We start from the raw sequence: 17,709 nt of genomic DNA on the forward strand, positions 1-17,709 counted from the left end.
GTTTAGCTTTGTGTAAAAGAATACCTTACATTCATTCCACTTGAAGGAGGAACAGCATGACACGCAAACTCAAAGCAAAAGGCATCATACCCAAGGTAACCGCCATGGTCCTGACTACGGCTCTGCTTGGACAAGTTGTTGCATCATCCGTTTATGCCGGAGACACGCTCCCTTACACCGGTGAAAGTGCCAAAGGGGTGAATCAGCCCTATCAACATGGATACACCTCGGCCCAGATTCTGAACTGGACACCGGAAAGTGATATCCATGGCGATTTACTTCGTGCCCATGTTCCCTTGCAGCCCCGTAATGAAGCGTTTGCTGCCACACAGGCTTATCCTGAGCTTAGTCCGGACACCCAGTTATTCACAATGAGTGGCGATTACGGCAATGCATTCTTCGATAGCACACCTTATACCAATGAATTCAGCCAGTATCTATTTAATTATTGGCAATATACAGACTACTACAGCTATTGGCACGGCATGGCCTCTGCGGGAGTACCTGAGGAGCTGTACGATCCGAGTAAAGAATGGACGGAGAAATACTTCGAGTTTGGCATTTTGAACATTCCGAATCCGGCCTACACCAATGCAGCCCACAAGAACGGCGTTAAGTCCATTGCCAACATCTTTTTCTCGGACAATGACCGTGGGCCACAAACCTATAAACAAATGCTGATCCAGGATGAAAACGGTAATTTCCCTGTGGCCGAGAAACTAGCCGAGATGGCAGAATACTACAACTACGATGGATATTTCTTCAATCAGGAAGAGGTTGCCCGGGGTGTAGCCCCTGAGGATATCGCTTCCTACAAGAAATTCATGAAATATCTAAGAGATAAAGGCCTGTACGTTCAGTGGTATGATTCCACCATCAATACAACAGGTAAAATTCAATACCAGAACCAATTTAATGGACTTAACAGCCCCTTTGTGCAGGATTCCGTTCTCGGCAGAGTCTCGGATTCCATCTTCCTGAACTATGTATGGAACCACAAGATGCTCCGCGATTCCCGTGATCATGCCCTTAGCTTGGGACTGGATCCACTGGAAACCGTATTTGCTGGTGTCGAAGGTGGACATGACAAATTCGGCCGCTGGAAGCAATCCTATGACCTGCGCCATAACCTGGATGAGAACGGTCAACCCATGAACAGCATCGCGACATTAGGTGCCGACTTCACCCACAACGCTCTGGATGAAGAGATGGGCGATGACAGCACCAATCATCGTGCGGAAGATGAGTACCAGTGGATGACCTTTGTACGTGATCGTGCCTGGTGGTCTGGTCCAAATCAAGACCCGACAGATGCACGTCGTAATGCGTCTGCCGATCTGTCGGATGTGTATGCTTCCGGTGCAAATTGGGATGGAATTGCCGCTTATCTTACCGAGCGATCCGTCATCAACGGCTCCAATTTTGCGACCAACTTCAATACGGGCCACGGCCTGAAATATTATGAAGACGGTGCTGTCTCGAACGATAAAGAATGGTCCAATATCAACATTCAGGATATCCCTGTCACTTGGCAATGGTGGATGGATAGTGAAGGCGACAAGCTCAGTGTTGATTTTGACTATGGTCCCTCTTATGAGAAAGGCGCAAGGTACAACTATGACTCCATTGGCGCGTTTAATGGCGGCAGCTCTCTCGTGGTGAACGGCACACTGAACGCGGAGAACTTCCTGCGCCTGTACAAGACCGACCTGTCCGTCAACGGGCAATCGAAACTGGAACTGACGTATAACAAACCGTCGACTAGTGACGCTTCCTCCCTGCATGTTGGGTTGATCTTCGAAGATGATCCATCCAACGTGGTCAACGTAAATGTGCCTAATGCAGGCCAGCATACAGAAGGCTGGAAGACAACTTCGCTGGATTTGAGTGCCTATCAAGGCAAAACCATTGCCGCTATGGGATTATCTTTTGACCCGAATGGCAAAGCAATTGAGAATTACCAGATGAACATTGGCGAGATCCGCATTTCCGACGGTTCAGCGGCTGTACCGGATGCACCGACCGGATTCCATATTGCCAAAGCACTGACCAACACCGATGAACTGGTTGTTGCATGGGACATGAAGGACTATTCAGAGGTCAAACAATACAATTTATATGAAAATGGCGCCTATGTAGGCGGCGTGTATGATTCCACTTTTTATATCAAATCGCTAAAACAGCCATCTGGTGAACTGTCTATCCGTGCGGTTGGTGCAGATGGTACCGAAAGTGAAGCAACCGTCCTGCCTTACGATCTGAATGCAGCCGTTCAGGATATTGATGTGAAATTCAAAAAGAATGGCGATGCTATTGTAAGCTGGAAAAACCCGAAGAAAGTGAAAGACTCGGGCAAAGACAAAGATAAGAATACGGATAAGGACAAGGATAAAAATAAAGACAAAGGAAAAGGCAACGAGTCTATTCAACTCACACTAGAAACAGAATACACAAAAGAGCCTTTCACCAAGTCGCTTCAGGTCAAAAAAGGAAAACAATCTGTCGTCCTGACCGGACTTCCGACCAATGGTGAACATTACGTGCTGAACATCGCCATTGGCGGGCAGAATCCGGTTACCCATACCGGACAGCTCGCAGATCTTCAGATTACACCATACGCCAAGGAAAAGGTCACGGTAAAAGATGGAAAGTACACACTTGCCCTCCCGGATCTGGAGGACTGGTACAAGATTTATGTTTATGAAAATGGGGTGGCACGCGAGTTCGGAGTCACTTACGTATCGCAAAAATTCCCGTATATCATTCGGGGAAGAACAAAGCTGAGTGAACTGACCTTCACGCCAGCGTCCAGCAACAGCTCTTTGAAGCTGGTCATTGAGGATTATGCGGGTAATCAGGCCACTACGATTTTGAGGTAACACTACGAGGTATTTTCGTGCCCGCCTGCATACCAGTTGAGATAAAAACAGCCCTTCACTTCCAAAAGGAAGTTGAAGGGCTGTTTTTGTTGATCTAACAATAATTATTCTGCCCAACAGCTATTAAACAGCATTCCCGTTAGCATAGCCCTTCGGATGAAATTGAGGATAGATGCTTGCGCAACTGCTTTTTGTCTATTTTATCCACGGCTGTTCTGGGCAAAGTATCCACAATGAACAGTCGAGTCGGCCATTTGTACGGAGCAAGGTGTGGCTCACAAAACGTCCGCACCCGCGTCAGATCCATATTTTCATCGTCCCGTAACACGATGAAAGCGACAAGTTCCTCGCCTTCATCGGGATGAGGATGTCCGATTACGGCCGCCTCGCTTACCGACTCATGGCTCACAATAACATGCTCCACTTCGGCACAAAACACATTGGAACCGCCCACAATAACCATATCCTTCAAGCGATCAAACACATAAAGGTAACCTTCGGCATCCAGACAACCGACATCCCCAGTTCGAATCCAGCCATCGGACATGGTCTCGGCAGTAACCTCCAACTGGCGCCAATACCCCAGCATGGTCTGTTGACCTCGAACAACGATTTCTCCAGCCTCGCCCGTAACTGTCTCACTTCCGTCCGTATCTAATATCCGAACTTCAAAGGCCTGCTCACCCTGGGCAGCCAAGTCAGCAGGACGACCTACGGATCGAAGGCGATGAGGATCGCCCATATGCTGAACAGGAAAAAGGCGGCTTATGGACATTCCACATTCCGCTTGTGAGTAGTTGTTCACAATGATAACTTCAGGAAATTGCGATACGACCTCCTGTAGTGTATCCGGGGAAATAATGGACCCTCCGCAGCCAATAAGCGATAGACTCTTCAAGTTTCTACCTCCTACGGATGCCTCGCGGGTAAGATCACGAAGCAGTTGGCCTACTGTGCTGAGTTGTGTAATCTGATCACGTTCAATAGCTGCCATAATGCGGTGTACATCCGCCGGGTATTCGTCTAGAAATACAAGACAGCCTCCGGCAGCCATGGTCGCCCACAGCTGGAACTGACCTACCAGATGGGATAAGTTGAGCACTAACACACGACGCTTGAGATCATGACCGAAGCCTGCAGAAGGCGTAAGTTGATTCCAAGTAGCCATACCACGATGCGAATGCATGACCCCTTTTGGCCGACCAGTTGTCCCACCCGTATAAATCAGGACTGCCGTATCGTCTACACTTCGTTTGAAATGGTCTTTTGGAGAGAACGCGGGTTCCTGCTGTAAAAGAGTAGCGAGCGAACTGTTATTCGTCCCTTCTTCGTCTGTCGTAAACAGTTTTGGACAATACCCAAGAAGCTTTACCGTGGCAATAGCTGCTTTAGCATGTTGGTCATCATGAATAACCATATATGGTTCTGCATCCTGAAATATGGCAGCAAGTTCAGGTACTGTTAGCATAGGAGAAGGAACGAGTGGTATAGCACCAATCTCAACTGCTGCATAAAACGCAACAACGAGCTGGGGATCTGGATCACCTAAAAGGGCAAAGCGATCACCGGCCCGGAGTCCTTCAACATACAGGGCATGACTGAGTCTTTCAACTAGACCGTAAAGCTCCCCATAACTCATCGTTTGCCCATGTCGCATTAACGCAGGTTCCTCAGGGTACAGACTTGCTGCAATTGGCAATCGTTCGGATAGAAGCAAGCAATTACCCCCAACATTTAAATTTCCATTTCTCCGTTAAGAAAACTATGGAATAAAAAGAGAGTAGCATATATCTGGAATAATAAGTAATCATTATCCTCTATTAAAACCATAAATTCTCCTGATATTACAGTTCTGCTCACAGACGATCCTTGCCGTTAACCTACTTGCTAGCTTAATTAGGCAGATCAAATTGGGCTTCTTTCTAAACTGAAATACAACATTTCTGTTTATCATTACGTTTATTTAGGAAACGAGTACCCAGGAGGGGATTGTCATAAAAGTAAAGACAATGCATTTTATTTTCAGTGTTGTAGCGTTATTTTTACTATCAGCTTGCGCAGGTGTTGTTACTGGCTCTAGTCAGCAGAATGAACTAGGTGAACCTTATCGTATGGCGTTGGAGGAGTTAATTTCAACAGATACGGCTCTTAATGAAAACATGGAGTATATCTCATTAGATTTTGATAAAGGAATTCCATTAAAGGATTCTGATAAGAAAAGCATTGAGGATTACCTTCACAGCAAATATAACGTAAAAATTTATAACCTAACCTATGAAGAATTGATTGAAGAAGGACTGTCAGAACAGTCTGAAAACACGCTAAAAGGGATTTTACTGAAAATTGAAAAGCAGGAGAAGCAATCAGATAATAACATTGCCATAGAGGTCAGTAAGTATCGTGCCAATGAGGGGTCGCTCTCTGCAAAAATAACTTTAACCTATGAGGAAGGTAAATGGAAAGTTGCTACTCATACTCCTACAAGGGAAAGTTAAGTATGTAATTTTTTTCCAGTTAGAGTACTAGGAAAAGTTTACTATGACAATTATCGAAGTAGCCCTTTTGGGCTTTTTTTGTCCGTATTTTCTGGAGTACATCCCCCCCTAAAGGTATACCAATAAGGATCCTTAGCATTTTGCAACGATCCCTATTGTCATCCGTTAGTTCTAAACCGCAGTTGATTACGTCGATTCTTTGAGCATTAAACTAACGTTTCTCGTTAGTATAATGAACCTCAATTATGCATTTGAATAATTAATCGAGACCACTCCTGTTAACTACGGAACGAAGGAGTACCCCAAGTACCCGAAGAAGAACTTCGGCTCGTGCTCCTAGTTTGTATCCTCCCATAGTTGAACGGAAAAGAAGTATCTTTATATACTAAAAGTGAGTCCTTTACATCTAAAGTAATCTTCATCTCGTTTAACAAAAAATTCATAACGTCTCTTTAACCATTTAAATGACCTACTCATGATGTTGATGTTTGTAATTATACGTGTATGAGTCACCCGGTAGGACGTCCAAATTTTTTAAAAAATAATCCCAACCTTTATTTCGTCTGGCACACTATATAATTGTCAGGAATTACAGATGCAACTATGGAGGCAAAAGATGGATTCAATTGGTAAAAACGGAAAAGAAGCGGCGGAAGCAATTCGGAGCTATGTCAAACCGATTTTCGGTTTTGCGTTAAACCGGGTCAAGCAGCGGGCCGAGGCGGAGGATCTGGCTCAGGAGATTATGTTGCAGTTGTTAAAATCCTTCTCCGGGGTGCGGGACATTAGAAGCCTTGACGCTTACGTCTGGACGGTTGCCCGATACACTTGGGTGAATTGGTTGAAAAAGCGTGCGCACGCTCCCCAAGCGATCGAAATCAACGGCATGTCCGAACTGTCGGCCGCCCCTTCCCGAGAGCCGCTTGACCGGTTGCTGGTAACCGAAGCTTACCGCGAGCTGCGCCGAGAAGTCGCGTTTCTGTCCGACATCCATCGCAGGATCGTGGTCATGCATTACTACGACGAGCTTAAAATCGGCGATATCGCGATTGCTCTGAACATTCCTGTCAACACGGTGAAGTGGCATTTGAGCGAGGCCAAAAAGAAGTTACGGAAAGGGATGAAACGTATGCGTGCAACAGGAACTTTAAGTGTCAATCCGGTCAGCATGGGGGAAATGGGCCATTCCGGTTCGGCCGGCAGCCTGGGCGAAACCAACGATTTTCTTGGACGCGCCTTGGCGCAAAATATCGTTTACGCGGCTTATCATAAGGCGCGTACCGTACATCAAATCGCGGAGGAGCTCGGAATGCCGCCGTCTTTGCTGGAAGGCGAAGTCCGGCACCTGGCCGATTACAATTTTCTCATCCAAACCTCTCCCGGCAAATATCAAAGCAATACCATCGTCTGGGACCTCTTCGAGTTAGCCGTAGCTGGTCATCAATTCTGGCAAGATTGCGCCGCCGAAGTGGCCGATGTTCATTTCGACGCAATAATGGAAGTTCGCCGGCAAGTCGAGGATAGCGGAGTTTACGTTCCGGACGGCGACTATAATTTCCTGCTCTGGACCTTGCTGCCCAAGAACATCGAGGAGCAATCTTGGCGGAGCATGCCGGCTGGCGAAAACTTCGATGCGGTCGCACCAATGCGAAAGGACGGAGGTCAATATATTGCCTATGCGGCGTTAAATCGGAGCCACTATGCCGATCCGGGTTTTGATATGAGTAGTTACGTCACCTTCGGTCCGTCGCTCCGCTACGTCGAAGACTCTCCTTTATACTTGTGGCAATTCAATACGTACTGGAGCGACCGCCAGATGGATTGGCGTTTGCTGGAATATCGGAATGTCGAGATTTGTCATGCGTTCCAACAAGGGGAACTGCCCGACAACGAAGAGAACGCTGAGCAATATTCGTTCCTGCTGGAGAAGGGGTACATCCGCAAGACGAAGGAGGGGTACAAGTTCAATGCGGTCTGGATGGACTCTCCGCAAACGTTGGATCGGTTGAACAAAGCAATGCCGGATTTGTCCGCTCTGTATGCGCCTGCTGTCGGCAAGCTCTACGACAAAATGCTCAACCTGTTCCTGCAAAATCAGCCGAAGCATTTGGAGCCGCAGCTTGCTTACATGGTGAGAGGCAACACCGGCGGAGGCCGGCTTGTCGCTTATATTTTGAAGCATTTGATCGATAACGGGAAGTTGAAACCGCCGTTGCCGCACCAGCAGAAGACGATTTCAACCTGGATGGGGCCGGTCAAGTAAGTCAGTTCGGAAATGTATACGAAGAATAGCCGTTCCCGGACGGTGGCCATTTTTACACAAAACTCTGTCTGTCCTGTCCAACGAAGTGATTAGGACATCGCTATTTCACACGGCCCCCTCCTGAACGTATGGAAATGATTAAAAACTACCCATGACGCATATGCGTCATGGGTAGTTTTTAATCGCAATCGTATAACGTTTCCCGTTAGCTTAATGCTCAAACTTTATGGTTCTGTATTTTCAGTACCTTTAGAAAAGCGAAAGGTTACCTCTAAATCACTTTCCCCTCTAATTTCATCTATAGTTTTTGAAATCATATGGGAGTACCTCTGATATAACCAGTCTGTGGCAAACTGATCTTGACCTGAAATAATGAGGGTGTTGTCAATTTGAATTGCTGTAGCACTTGTAAACCACCTATCAAAGCTTGGCTGAGAGATTTGGTCTTTTATTTTTTCTAAAACTGACTTCCAAATGTCATTCTTGTTATTAAGTATATTCGTTCTAGTTGCATGAGCATCATTCTCTTCTTGAGTTAGGAAATAATCTACGGTATTATTAAAAATCTTGGATAATCGAACTAATATATCAATATCAGGTAAACAATCACCTCTCTCCCACTTTGAAACAGCCTGATGACTAACTTTTAAAACCTCACCAAGTTGTGTTTGCGTCATGGATAACTCTTTACGGTTTCTTGCTATGATCTCCCCGACCCTCTTAATATTTATCATCGTTCACCTCCTACAATGAATATTAGTTCAGGAACTTATTTATGTACATCTAATTGTGGTTGAAACCCTCTTCAAATTGCAACTCATAGTTTCATTAAACTATCCTGCCCGTTAGCTTAATAAGGAGCTCATCATCCTAATATAATTTTTCGTGTTCTCTACTTTCTGTAAAGGTATACCAAAAAGGATCGTTAGCATTTTTGCAACGATCCTATTGTCAGTCCGCTAGTTTAAATAAGTAACTGATCACTCTGACACCCTGCCGACTTTAGGTCCTAGGAATATTAAGATTGCATCTATTTACAAACTCATAGAAAGGAGACCTGAGATAATTCGCCTATTAGCCATGATTTTATACACCAAAAGGAATTACTTATGTAAGGTCATAGCCACTCACCCTAATTAGAGCGTCTCAACCAACTTCTGAATCTTTGAGTGGGAAATTAAATATACAGGTCCCATTATTTCTATTTTGCCGTCCTTTACACGTATAGCGCTCTCCTGTTCTGCCGCATAAATATCAATCTCTTCAGACAAGGGGAACAGGTAGCCTTGAACAAACGTGGCGTAATCGCGTTGAGAATGAGATTCGTAGGCAAAATGATCAAAGCCAATACCATCATAAATAGTACTTGTTTCAACTTCATCAGTGTTATTCAAGCTTAACCATTTTGCAGCCATGTTTAACGCACCGGCGCTTGCACCCATTATAATGGCATTGCTATTCTTAATAACATTGGATAATTCATATTCCGCCAAAAAATCATTCTGCAAAACAGGATATCCACCACATAAAAAAATGACAGAAGCGTTCTGAATGAATCGCTGAGCATCTTCTTTCTGCATACGGTAATCGATGAAATGATATTCATCAAAAATAATGTTAGCCTCATTCAACCATGTCCATTCAGAAATATCATCAAAGTTAACTTGCTCATCTTTATAACCAGACGGATTAGCACTAATCATAACAAGCGATTTTCTGTCTTGTATATCCTCCTGCAAACAATGGACCAGCTTCTCAGGAAAAAAATGATTAAACCAACTGAAATAGTAGTGAGTTTTCAAACTTAATTACCTCCATATGTATTATTTACATTCATCCATAGGATTCATAGACAACCTCTTTTTATATGCATTGTACAAAATAATCCAATTAATTGATAGTACATTTAACATAACTATAACCCCGTTAAAAAAGGCCCGGTTCTTCCCCCGGGCAACATACATTTTTGTATGGGTTACTTACTTATAAACTCTACCATCTTCTGATGCAATTCCTTCTCGGAACATTGAAAGATACCATTAAAATCCTGAGGGTCACGGATCAATTTGTTTAACTGGTCTATTCCATATTGTTGAACAACAAACTCCACAAATAGGAACGAAAACTGAAAACCCTTCATCGTTTCGAAATCCCAGGTATCATTATCTAATTGTTCGAACGTTGGGATCTCTAAATTGTGGATAGCCTCTTCTGTTGTACCTTCAATATAGTCCTGAGTCATCAGCTTGGCTTCATATCCACCAATTCCTTGCCTTATCCATTTCGGAGCCTTCGGATTGATTTCACTTATTAGCCACATGGTGAACAAGTGAACCGTACCTTTAAGAATCGATTGATAGGTATGCTCCGGTCCTGGATTTAATGGAGATACAATTTTAAGAATACTCCCTTCATAGGTACCCATGAACCAATTCGGAGCATCTGCTTCTCCGACCGCTTGGTGAAACGATGGCATATCAGGATATACTTCAATCGTTACTTTTCGCGATGGATGATAATTGTACTTTAACGAGATTCGTTCAATATGATCACTTAGTTCATTGAACAAATCATGGTGTACTTTATTAGGCGTATTGTTCAATCCCTCGTTTTCACCCTTATTAACAATTGAAATCAAATCTTGAATAGACATGATCGTAACGCCTCCCCATTCTTTCAGTTCCTTTTTAAGTTTTTCCAAAGCTCTATAGAGTCTGTTCTTTACTGCACTCTCACGCATCCCGACAATCTTAGAAATTTCAAGCAATGTGCAGTCCACAAAAAAGCGTAATGCAATGATTTCCTGGTCGGTTTCATTTAACTTTTTCAGCGCAACTCCGATATCAATTCGAAAATCAACATACTTCGTAAATTCAAGGGAGATCGACTGTGATTCATATCCCGTAAAATCAAACGGCGTTTCTTTTTTTCGCGATAATCTTCGATATTCGTTTTTCACTGTATTCTGAGCAATCTTGAATATCCATGTAAATAAATTTGATTTCCCTTGGAATCGGTGAAGATTCTCGACTGCTTTTAAAAACACCTGTTGAGTCAAATCATCTGCAACCATCGGGTTCAATTTCAGGGAAAAGTAGTTGCAAATTCTTTGACGATACAGCTCATAAGTGTTTTCAAAGTTAGTGATACGTTCCTGTTTATCCGGATAAACAGGTTTTGTGTCATGAGCTCCTGACATGGTAAGAACCTCCTCTTGATTTACAATGAATTAGACACCAGAGAGGATCAGAAGGCCACATAAATATAAAATAAATATGTATTCAACCTTTCAGGTTTGTTACTTACAGGACTAATCACCCTTTTTGAAATCTCATTTCATATCATCTCTATGATTTCATATCTTTACAAATTTATAATGATAAGCAAAGATTGGAATAGTTCTGGAGGGAATCACATCATGTAACCGCCTTCCCAAAATGAAGGAGAGATAATAATGAAATACACCAATGTTTTATTATCAAGCGTCATTGTTTTAGGTAGCTTAGGCACGTTATCAACTGCATCATCTTCACTTCATACTTCAGATAAAATAGCACATATTGCTGCTAACTCAACATCTGTGAACTCTTCGACATACCAGAGTATATCTAAGTTTGAAAAAACAAAAGGCTCAAACAAAATTGTCTGGAGAGGTGACGACATCACGATAACCGCGAACACCTTAAAGCAAGATGCTGCTGATTTCGAGCAAAACATCATTGACACCATTGTAGTTACTCATGGTAAAGAAAAGCACACCCTACAAACGGGAGATTTTGAAGTTAGATTATTGGATATCACTAGTGTTGCTGTATCTCCATCGAATGAATGGATTACTATCCAAGTAGAAAAAAGTGCTGGCAGCAACCTCATTCTCATGAACCTTAAAACAGGAAAGTACACGATTATAAACGAACGTCTTGAAAAAGCAGGTAAACAAAATGTAGAAACCATTTCATCATATAATTGGTCACCAAAAGAAAACATTATTGCATTTTCTTATGGAAATACGGAGAAAAGCACTTTGGCAATGTACGATACTAAGAAAGACCGTTTTATTTATCTCCCTCGGGCAACCAACTATATTAGTACCGGTTTAATTTTATGGCATAAGAACGGAGAAAATATGGATTACATTAGTGAGTATCCTTCAGATCAATGGATTCTTTTCAGATACGATACAGGAAGCAAAAAAGTTAAGCCTGTAAAAAGAATCACAAAAAAGGAATTTCAGCAGTGGTTTAAATTAGATAAATATCCTACAAAATAATAAAAAAAATGGATTAAACGTAAAATACGTTTCTTCAGTTCAACTTATATAGCAGAAAGGCGAGTCTCCATTAATCGGGGGACTCGCCTTTTTGCTATATAATAAATATTTAAGAAGTTCCTTTTTGTTTACTCGCCTGCATCTGCTGGGCAAACCGCATCATCTCTTCGAACTCTTCCTCGGATACGGCATCTCCATCGGTGCTTATGTCTTGTACAATCGGAATTTCGGGCTTGGCTTTGGTTCCTTTGCCGTATGTACGGGTACGGGTTCCAGCTGCACCAGCAGCCTGTTTGCCTTTGACCTTGGCCTGATCACGAATATATTGAACAGCTTTCTCGTAGGAGTTAACCTGCTTGAGCAACATGTTGGAGGCGATCGCCTCAACGAAGTTACGGTTAATCCGCTGCTCGCCGCCGGATACAAGCAATGCCATCAAATAATGAATCAATACATTGATGACTTCACCAGGCAACTTGTAACTCAGATCAATTTTCTCAAATATATCGATCAGATTGTCCGGTACTGCACCAGGGAAGAACGTCTGCAGCAGACGCGTATACGGCTCATTCCGCAACATCATATTGTATTGATGAATATCACACTTGGTCATAAATTGTGGAGGCACTTCGACGTAGTACTCCATCTGCACTCCATGCTCAACAGGTGGTTCACCAGAGTCCTCTTTCCGTTCAGGCTCCTCCATATGTTGTCTCAGTGCCACGACCTTGGCTGCCTGTACAGTCTGTTGCTCATGGCGCTTCTTGGTCTGCCTGAACTGCATGCTCGCCTTATGCTGAAGATCATCCAGAATCAGCTGGCCCTGTGGACTGAAGATATCATCTTCATCCAGCAGACGGCATACATCCTGCACACTGAGGTTAAACTTGTTTACTACATAATTTACAATGCCCAGTTGTTCATGATCGAACCGCAGCTGTTCTACATGACGACGATTGACCGACTCCCGTGGAAAACGCAAAATAATGTCGGCATAGTTCAAACTATTTTCTTCCGCTGTATCATTCGTGCCTGTCCGCTGGGCCGTAGTTGATACTTCCGACAATGCTTGCTCCAACTCGTAATCAATTACATGGGTATTCAATTCAAATATATCGTAAAAGGGAACGGAAATATTCTCTTTATTGGCTGCCGGATAAGGCGCGTCCCCATTTTCCACTGCCGAGAAACCGGAACGCAAGGAAAGTACGGCGAATTTGCCTATCTTGTCACGAAGCAACAGTGTCAAATGCTGTGTCCGGAAAAACTCTGCCGGAGAAAGCGGCGGTTGCAGCTCATATTCGTAGATGTAATCATCATTTTCCGGTATATATAGCCGTGAAGTCTGAAGTAGTCCCACTGCCTCAAGCTTGGATGTCTGCTCTAACAAATATTTGCGCCCTTTCTCACTTGGCTCCAAGCCAAGTGTCATGAACAGCCTCCGTTGCTGTTCAAGCGGCGAATAACCGACCTGTTCACCGGGAAGATGCTGAAACAACAGCCGATACAAGCCAACCGCAAAAGCACCTACCATGGGCTGATATGCTCCTGTAAGCATACGGTCATCCAGGGCGCTAAGTCCAAACTCCCTGTATACGCAGTAGCGATGATGTTCAGTATAATGGTGCAGATTCTTCATGCGCATAGCCTGATCTCCTTCTCCCCAAAAGTATGTTTATCTATTCTATCATAAATGTCTGATCCTCAAATGCTCAAAAACAGGTAAAAAGATGGCCTGTTCTCGTTCCGTTTCGTCCTAGGTCGACATCATTCACGTTTTCGCCGAATTCAGCAAATTTCTAAAATAAAATGTCGAGAGCCGCTAGAATACTATAAAAGCTGTAGCCGCAGAATACAAGGGAATATCTAAAGAGAATGTTCTCCAGATGTATATGAAGTACAAGTGTACAATAATCCTTCTAATATAAATGAATAGCAAAAAAGCCTTCCCTTTGTACTCGTAAGCGTTTACGACAAAGACAAGACTTTCACGCGATTACAGTGGCATGTGTTGCCTCTTTCCAACAATCTAAAACATTCTGTACCCACCCAGTCGCAACTTCTGGATCGTCCAGCCACTGATTATCGCACCAGCCAGTCCAGCGATGCCCGTCATATAGTCTACAAGCTGGAAAGAACCCAGATGTGACATCAGAGATGACGACTGATCCCATAGAGAGTACACAACAATAGGCAGAATTACAATAATGAACAGATAGGAAGGAAACCAGGTTGTCTTCATCAGCATGTTCAGAATGAAACCGATACCAAACATCATAACGAAAAATAATACCATCAATACTAACACAGGTATAAATTGCATCGGGCGACATTCACCTCTTCTTTCACACATTCAGGTTTCACTTCTGGATAGTAGTTAGTGTACCGCAAAAAATGTGGCGAAGCAACGAACTTTCTGGACAAATTTCCCTATATTTATACTCTGTTCATTTGCCCTTCTGCTTCATGTTGGGATACAATGTAAACGATAAAGCACTCACCCGTCCCTTATAGTGCGTGTTCAAAAAGACTGGTTTTCAGTACCGAGAAGATGGAATGAAGTTAGAAATGGAGCAGCGGAGCGTAGATAGAGCTACGTGAGCAACTACAATGTTTCCGAAGGAAACATACTTCGTAAGCATCCACTTATTTCGGCTGAATGCCATATTCGATGCTGATGATGCCACCAGGCATGATTCGTAATCAAAAGCGGACTTTTTGAACAACCTCTTATAGGGATTTGGAAATATACCTTGCAGGAGGAACACAACCAATGAACGAAGCCGCATCAACACTGGAGGGCTGGTACGCCCTGCATGATTTTCGCTCGATTAACTGGGCCGCCTGGAAAGCAGCAGATGATGAAGAACGCGCTGTTGCACTGGACGAGCTTCAGGAATTCTGGAAAGAATGGAAAGAAGTCGAGGATTCATCCAAAGGAAGTACCGTTGTATATACGGTTGTAGGTCAAAAAGCAGACCTCGTCATGATGCACCTGCGTGAAACGCTGGAAGATCTGAAGGCTGTTGAGAACGCGTTTAACAAAACGATGTTTGCCCAATACACAACCAAATCGTATTCATACGTCAGTGTAGTGGAACTGAGCAACTATCTTGGCAAAGAAGGCGAAGACCCGATGCAAAATCCGGATATTATCGCCCGTCTGAAACCTGTTCTGCCACAACGACAATACATCTGCTTCTATCCGATGAACAAAAAACGTGAGCTGAATGACAACTGGTACATGCTGTCCATGGACGAGCGTCGCACCATGATGCGTAGTCACGGCATGATTGGCCGTAGCTATGCGGGTAAAGTAAAACAGATCATTACCGGCTCTGTTGGTTTCGACGATTGGGAATGGGGCGTTACGCTATTTGCGGATGACGCACTTCAGTTCAAGAAACTTGTCTATGAGATGCGTTTCGATGAAGTTAGCGCCCGTTATGGCGAATTCGGTTCGTTCTATGTGGGAAGTCTGTTGAACGAAGGAACACTGGAAGACATGCTTAAGCTATAAAAATAGTACAAAACACAATAAAGCACCGCGACATCTCCTGTAAAGGATACTGTCTGCGGTGCTTTATTATCTATCTATATTCTACTACCTCAAGCTTGATTTAGATCTATATTGTTTGAACTATTTATTTACACAAAAACGGAAAGGACAGAAAAAACCTGAAAAAGCGAAGCGTTCGCCTTTATCACCGGATTTTCCCTTTAACAAAAGGGAATCAAAAAAATCTGGGGATAACAGCGATTGGAAGGTTATTCTGTCATTGAAGTGTATGTGTAAACATCTTTAGTTCAACTTATATCGTCTCTAATCCTCGTCCTCATCATCTACCGCTTTCAGCGATTCGAGGAATTCGGCTGTGGCCCGGTCACGGTCACGACCCTTCTCTTTAAGCCGCTCAATCGCAGGCATAATGAGAATATCCACTTCTTTCTGCACGATGTAGGCCAGATCATATTGATCCTGTTCCTCCAGATAACCACCGACCTGCATCAGGGCGTTGTAACGATCCAGCTCTTCACGTGTTAATAGTCCCCGGACCTGAACACTGCAATGTCTCATCCAAAAAACCGCCCTTTCTTCAGGACTAACGGAATACCACCAATGATGAACAGATAACGCAGATCTACCAGCTTCTTCAACTGAGCCGCTTTCCAGCCCTTGTATTTCTTGCCGCCCACAACGGCAATAGCTTCACCTTTACCCAGTGATGCAACCGTGCCTTTGCTCGTAAATACAAAAGGTTGTGGCTGTTTCTTGCGAATGGATGCCACAACGTTCTTGGCGCAGTTCACACCCTGCTGCATCGCAATCTGGGCTGTTGGCGGATAAGGCCGTCCTTCCGCGTTGAAGACAAGTGAATTATCACCAATGACATAGACATGCTCATGCCCTGGAGCACGCAAGTAGTCGTCTACTTTCACACGTCCTCGCATCACTTCAAGACCTGCCTGTTCAAGCAGTGAGTTACCGCGAATACCGCCGGTCCATACGACTGTAGCTGCATCGAGCTTTTCACCTTCACCCACAATAACCCCGTCCGGGAGACATTGCTTGATTGGAACACCAATTTTGAAAGTAACACCCTTTTTCTTGAGCACATTCATTGCATGTTCTACCAATTCCGGGTCAAATCCAGGCAAGGCCGAAGGCGCTGCCTCTACATTATAGATGTGCACATGTTTCGGATTCACGTCGAACTCCTTGCACAGCTGTGGAATACGATCTGCAAGTTCAGCTACGAATTCAACACCACTGAAACCCGCTCCACCTACGACAAACCGAATACGATTTCGTTTGTTATCGTTTTTGTACATCGCAAATTGATATTCGATGTGTTCTCGAATCAGTCTGACCGAGTTAATGCTGCGGATTGTCATGGCGTGATCGAGCATCCCCGGAATACCGAAGGTCTCAGGCTCACCGCCTAGTCCAATAATCAGATAATCATAGGATAACGTGCCGTCCTCCAGAATAATCTTCCGATCCTGCAGACGAATCTCCTTCACGGAAGACTTGACCAGATCAATCTTGAACTCATCAATCAGCTTGGAAATGGGCACTCTTGCATGCTCAATGGTATCCGTGCCGGCTGCCGGCATATGTAGATGTGTAGTAATATAATGATAATCATGCCGATTCACCAATGTGACGTCGGCCTCGTTATAGTTCAATTCCTTCTGCAGCCGCTGGGCTGTCAGAATCCCGCCATAGCCCGCGCCGAGGATGACGATTTTGGGAATACTGCTCATGTCTATACCCCTTCCGGTTTCACTTGCATCAGCCCGATCTTGGGTGAGATGCAAAATGCACATACTTACAAATATTGATGAGGTCTTGCCCATTATGACGACAAATGTTAACTTCGCGAATTTATTTAAACGTTTGCATCAATTTCATAACTCACTAAAAATGGATTTTATGAAACTAGATATCGACGTATCGAACCGTTTTGATCTATATCTAGACTTGATTGAAGCAACTAAAGGGTTTATGAAATTGATACGTTTGCACGCAAGTTATCGTTTCAAGTTGTGAAATTAACCACAAGATTCTACAAAACACGGGATCTGTCTTCATATTACATATTGACTCTAAATTAGACAAAAAAACACATAGTACAGGTCAAGGATATCTGTATTTCTAGTAAAGATCAAGGTTTTTTTTGTTATTTTTCATAACCTTTCATTTCCAATTTCATCCTATTCTCATCTGATCTTCATCAATTGTTCCCAGTTTCGTGACGCCGCTAACTTTGCAACCCTGAATACACCGTTTATAATAGG

The 17,709-nt window shown here is 43.7% G+C and carries 13 protein-coding genes; 5 read left to right on the plus strand and 8 right to left on the minus strand.

Translation table 11 applies throughout. The features are described 5' to 3' along the window. Positions 1-56: 56 nt before the first annotated feature. Positions 57-2,879: an endo-beta-N-acetylglucosaminidase gene (locus MHI52_RS25380; protein WP_405157860.1), complete on the plus strand. Its 2,823-nt coding sequence runs from the start codon at positions 57-59 to the stop codon at positions 2,877-2,879. Between the two features lie 139 nt (positions 2,880-3,018). Here the strand turns inward: MHI52_RS25380 and MHI52_RS25385 are convergent, their stop codons facing one another. After that, positions 3,019-4,596, minus strand: coding sequence for a class I adenylate-forming enzyme family protein (locus MHI52_RS25385; RefSeq protein ID WP_405157861.1), 1,578 nt, complete (start codon positions 4,594-4,596; stop codon positions 3,019-3,021). A 292-nt stretch (positions 4,597-4,888) separates the two neighbouring features. On the opposite strand from MHI52_RS25385, the gene MHI52_RS25390 reads away from it, so the two are divergent. Together MHI52_RS25390 and MHI52_RS25395 are read left to right on the plus strand one after the other, a co-directional pair. Beyond that, the gene (locus MHI52_RS25390; RefSeq protein WP_253503116.1) at positions 4,889-5,374 is read left to right on the plus strand and encodes a hypothetical protein; all 486 of its coding nucleotides are present in this window, start codon (positions 4,889-4,891) and stop codon (positions 5,372-5,374) included. A gap of 616 nt (positions 5,375-5,990) precedes the next feature. Next, entirely contained in the window at positions 5,991-7,637 is a 1,647-nt protein-coding gene (locus tag MHI52_RS25395; RefSeq protein WP_076319804.1) for an RNA polymerase sigma factor, read from the plus strand. A gap of 224 nt (positions 7,638-7,861) precedes the next feature. Here MHI52_RS25395 and MHI52_RS25400 read toward each other — a convergent pair whose 3' ends face one another. The 3 genes from MHI52_RS25400 to MHI52_RS25410 all read right to left on the minus strand — a co-directional run bounded on the left by MHI52_RS25400 (position 7,862) and on the right by MHI52_RS25410 (position 10,836). Beyond that, positions 7,862-8,371 carry a DnaA N-terminal domain-containing protein gene (locus MHI52_RS25400; protein WP_340984295.1) on the minus strand — a complete coding sequence of 170 codons (510 nt, stop codon included), beginning with the start codon at positions 8,369-8,371 and terminating at the stop codon, positions 7,862-7,864. 402 nt (positions 8,372-8,773) lie between these two features. Further along, the gene (locus MHI52_RS25405; RefSeq protein ID WP_127547005.1) at positions 8,774-9,439 is read right to left on the minus strand and encodes a Type 1 glutamine amidotransferase-like domain-containing protein; all 666 of its coding nucleotides are present in this window, start codon (positions 9,437-9,439) and stop codon (positions 8,774-8,776) included. A gap of 173 nt (positions 9,440-9,612) precedes the next feature. Further along, positions 9,613-10,836 carry a sigma-70 family RNA polymerase sigma factor gene (locus MHI52_RS25410; RefSeq protein WP_340984293.1) on the minus strand — a complete coding sequence of 408 codons (1,224 nt, stop codon included), beginning with the start codon at positions 10,834-10,836 and terminating at the stop codon, positions 9,613-9,615. Positions 10,837-11,091: 255 nt separating this feature from the next. Here MHI52_RS25410 and MHI52_RS25415 point away from each other — a divergent pair, with 255 nt between their 5' ends. Further along, a complete protein-coding gene (locus MHI52_RS25415; RefSeq protein WP_340984291.1) occupies positions 11,092-11,907 on the plus strand; it encodes a hypothetical protein in 816 nt (271 codons plus the stop codon). A gap of 109 nt (positions 11,908-12,016) precedes the next feature. Here the strand turns inward: MHI52_RS25415 and MHI52_RS25420 are convergent, their stop codons facing one another. Further along, the gene (locus MHI52_RS25420) at positions 12,017-13,552 is read right to left on the minus strand and encodes a helicase DnaB (protein ID WP_282320277.1); all 1,536 of its coding nucleotides are present in this window, start codon (positions 13,550-13,552) and stop codon (positions 12,017-12,019) included. A 384-nt stretch (positions 13,553-13,936) separates the two neighbouring features. Then, the gene (locus tag MHI52_RS25425; protein ID WP_036673352.1) at positions 13,937-14,230 is read right to left on the minus strand and encodes a YuiB family protein; all 294 of its coding nucleotides are present in this window, start codon (positions 14,228-14,230) and stop codon (positions 13,937-13,939) included. Positions 14,231-14,680: 450 nt separating this feature from the next. Here MHI52_RS25425 and hemQ point away from each other — a divergent pair, with 450 nt between their 5' ends. Next, positions 14,681-15,427, plus strand: a complete 747-nt coding sequence (gene hemQ, locus MHI52_RS25430) for a hydrogen peroxide-dependent heme synthase (protein ID WP_036605768.1) — start codon at positions 14,681-14,683, stop codon at positions 15,425-15,427. Between the two features lie 303 nt (positions 15,428-15,730). Here hemQ and MHI52_RS25435 read toward each other — a convergent pair whose 3' ends face one another. Both MHI52_RS25435 and MHI52_RS25440 read right to left on the minus strand, forming a co-directional pair. After that, positions 15,731-15,985, minus strand: coding sequence for a hypothetical protein (locus MHI52_RS25435; RefSeq protein ID WP_036605767.1), 255 nt, complete (start codon positions 15,983-15,985; stop codon positions 15,731-15,733). Beyond that, positions 15,982-17,175, minus strand: coding sequence for an NAD(P)/FAD-dependent oxidoreductase (locus MHI52_RS25440; protein ID WP_036605766.1), 1,194 nt, complete (start codon positions 17,173-17,175; stop codon positions 15,982-15,984). Before MHI52_RS25440 ends, MHI52_RS25435 begins: the two co-directional genes overlap by 4 nt. Between the last annotated feature and the right edge of the window lie 534 nt (positions 17,176-17,709).

The organism is Paenibacillus sp. FSL H8-0283, from assembly GCF_045040675.1.
Classification (GTDB): Bacteria; Bacillota; Bacilli; order Paenibacillales; family Paenibacillaceae; genus Paenibacillus; species Paenibacillus amylolyticus.

Coding starts and splice junctions, on each gene's coding strand:
- MHI52_RS25440 (WP_036605766.1), bottom strand. CDS start 17,175: ATGAGCAGTATTCCCAAAATCGTCATCCTCGGCGCGGGCTATGGCGGG.
- MHI52_RS25420 (WP_282320277.1), bottom strand. CDS start 13,552: ATGCGCATGAAGAATCTGCACCATTATACTGAACATCATCGCTACTGC.
- MHI52_RS25425 (WP_036673352.1), bottom strand. CDS start 14,230: ATGCAATTTATACCTGTGTTAGTATTGATGGTATTATTTTTCGTTATG.
- MHI52_RS25400 (WP_340984295.1), bottom strand. CDS start 8,371: ATGATAAATATTAAGAGGGTCGGGGAGATCATAGCAAGAAACCGTAAA.
- MHI52_RS25380 (WP_405157860.1), top strand. CDS start 57: ATGACACGCAAACTCAAAGCAAAAGGCATCATACCCAAGGTAACCGCC.
- MHI52_RS25410 (WP_340984293.1), bottom strand. CDS start 10,836: ATGTCAGGAGCTCATGACACAAAACCTGTTTATCCGGATAAACAGGAA.
- MHI52_RS25435 (WP_036605767.1), bottom strand. CDS start 15,985: ATGAGACATTGCAGTGTTCAGGTCCGGGGACTATTAACACGTGAAGAG.
- MHI52_RS25415 (WP_340984291.1), top strand. CDS start 11,092: ATGAAATACACCAATGTTTTATTATCAAGCGTCATTGTTTTAGGTAGC.
- MHI52_RS25390 (WP_253503116.1), top strand. CDS start 4,889: ATGCATTTTATTTTCAGTGTTGTAGCGTTATTTTTACTATCAGCTTGC.
- MHI52_RS25395 (WP_076319804.1), top strand. CDS start 5,991: ATGGATTCAATTGGTAAAAACGGAAAAGAAGCGGCGGAAGCAATTCGG.
- hemQ (WP_036605768.1), top strand. CDS start 14,681: ATGAACGAAGCCGCATCAACACTGGAGGGCTGGTACGCCCTGCATGAT.